This window comes from Micromonospora sp. ATA51 (assembly GCF_016802855.1).
GTDB classification, from domain to species: domain Bacteria; phylum Actinomycetota; class Actinomycetes; order Mycobacteriales; family Micromonosporaceae; genus Micromonospora; species Micromonospora sicca.
The window spans coordinates 1-1,975 of the sequence record NZ_JAEVHJ010000590.1 but is presented as its reverse complement, the minus strand read 5'-3'; the positions used below and the strand labels follow the sequence as shown (position 1 = coordinate 1,975).

Here is a 1,975-nt window from a genome sequence, read left to right as displayed (position 1 = left end):
CGCATCACCACCTACTGCGGCGTGCCCAGCAATTCCGTTTTGACGCCGCGGCGGATCAGCAACGAGGTTGGCGGCCAAGCGGCGAAGAAGCCGATGATCAGCCCGACCTGGATAATGAGCCAAAACACCGGACTACCAGGCCGCAGGGCCTCGTGGAAAACAAGAAAATGCATTAGCGCCAGCCAACCTAATAGGCCGAGCTCGAAGACGGACACGGTCAGCAGGTCGCTCCTGAAAAATTTCCGCATTGCGGCCCACGCTCTTCGACCACCCGTGTGAGCCTCAGCAGAGTAGCGAAATGCAACGCCTATGGCCACTGCACCTACATAGTCGCCAACGACTTCGGGCCACAGTGTGCTGCCGAATATTTCGAGGCCAACGCCGTAGGTGATAGGCGTAGCAATGATGACACCCAGAGTGCAGTGCGTCCCACAATGATAAACTTGGATTATCGTAGGAGCATGTCGCGACCTCCTGGGCGGGTTGCCGTGCCGGTCCAGCCACCGGGGAGACTGGGGTCTACCCCACTTTCTGTAGGCCAGGACGGCTGCTGGGCCAAGGTAGAGGGCGGTCGCCGGCCAGACAATCTCCATGACCTTGACCGGCTGACGATATCCAAAAATAAATTGGTCAACAACGACAACGACGGTGCTGGCCAACCCCACAAAGAGCACAGCCCACGAAAGCATCACGAGCCACGTCGGTTGCACAATCATCTCCGTTCGCCTCCAGGGCACTCAATGCAATGTCGGTGGCGGCGGATGTGACGAACTCCGCCACCAGGTGAGGAAGGCGACCCAAGTCGAGATGCCGTCTCAAACATGAGAGCACATCGGGCGGTGAGGCATCCGGCATCGCCCACCTGCACAACATCGCGCCTTGCGGGCTGAACAATGAACCCGATGCCGAGCAATGCTTCACCGGGTTACGCGCCCCCTTCACCGTGAGGCGGCTCCACGGCGCGGCCTGCTACGCCACCAGAAAGTTGCCACGATCATGACCACGAGTGTGACGGCAGCACCCACGCCCAGCCCGGCCAGCAATGAAAATGACCAAGACTGCTTCTCTTCGGGTGAGACCAAGCGGCCTACGGTCGCGTCGGGAGGAAGCGCGAAGCCCCAGTCGAGCAGGGCTAGGGCCTCCCCGGAGCTCCCCAGCGGCGCGGTCTCGGCACCGAGCAGGCTCACCACGAGCCGCACCCGTCGCGTTCCACCACGCCGACGTACTTTTGCCGGGCCAGTTGCCTGAAGCCCGTCTTCCCGCCCAGCATGCCGGAAACGCGGTCCAGCAGAGTGTTGTCGTTGACGATCTGGAAGCCCGGCTTTCCCGGCTGTGCCGGAACGTACGCCACGCGGGTTGCGATGTATCTCCGAAAGTCCTCGCGGGCGAAGCAGGCCCGGGCGATCAGCGCCAGGTCGCACGCGCTGGTGTACTGACCGGGGCCGTCCAGACCCGAGGGCGTCACCGCGTGGGAGTGGTTCGCCCGCAGCCGACGTGCCTCCTGGTTCATCGCGTCGACTCCGCCCTGCCTGCCGTTCTTGCCGCCGCCGACGCGGGGCCAACACGTTGGCCGCGTCGTTTCCCGACCTCAGGAGGAGTCCCAGCCACAAGGTCTCGATCAGGTATCGGCCGCCCTCGACCACCCCCATCAACGAGCTTTCCGGATCGAGATCGGCCAGATCCACCCGTTTCACCTCGACGACCTGGGCCGAATCGAGGCGCGGGGCATCAGGGCTAACGATCTTTGGTCGCTGGTTTCTTCACACTTGGGTCAAGTTTTCATGCGGCCAGGGGAAGACGGGCGCGGCGGGCGTAGTCGTCGACGGGCCGTGTGATGGAGGCCAGTGCGGCTCGCAGGTCTGGTGGGGCTTGGGGTCAATGCCGCGTAGCCTAAGTTGATCATGGTGTTGGGTGGGTATCCGGGGGTCTGCGGCGTGGCGGGATGACGCCGATGGTCCTGACCGTTTTGATCACG

General features: G+C 63.0%; 1 protein-coding gene and 1 pseudogene. Both read right to left on the bottom strand.

Annotated elements, in window-relative coordinates; translation table 11 throughout:
- Positions 1–11: 11 nt before the first annotated feature.
- Complete coding sequence (locus JNW87_RS38085) at positions 12–593, bottom strand: DUF4396 domain-containing protein (RefSeq protein ID WP_238455407.1); 582 nt, start codon at positions 591–593, stop codon at positions 12–14.
- 345 nt (positions 594–938) lie between these two features.
- Positions 939–1,724: pseudogene (locus JNW87_RS38080) on the bottom strand (D-alanyl-D-alanine carboxypeptidase family protein); the annotation flags it as partial.
- Between the last annotated feature and the right edge of the window lie 251 nt (positions 1,725–1,975).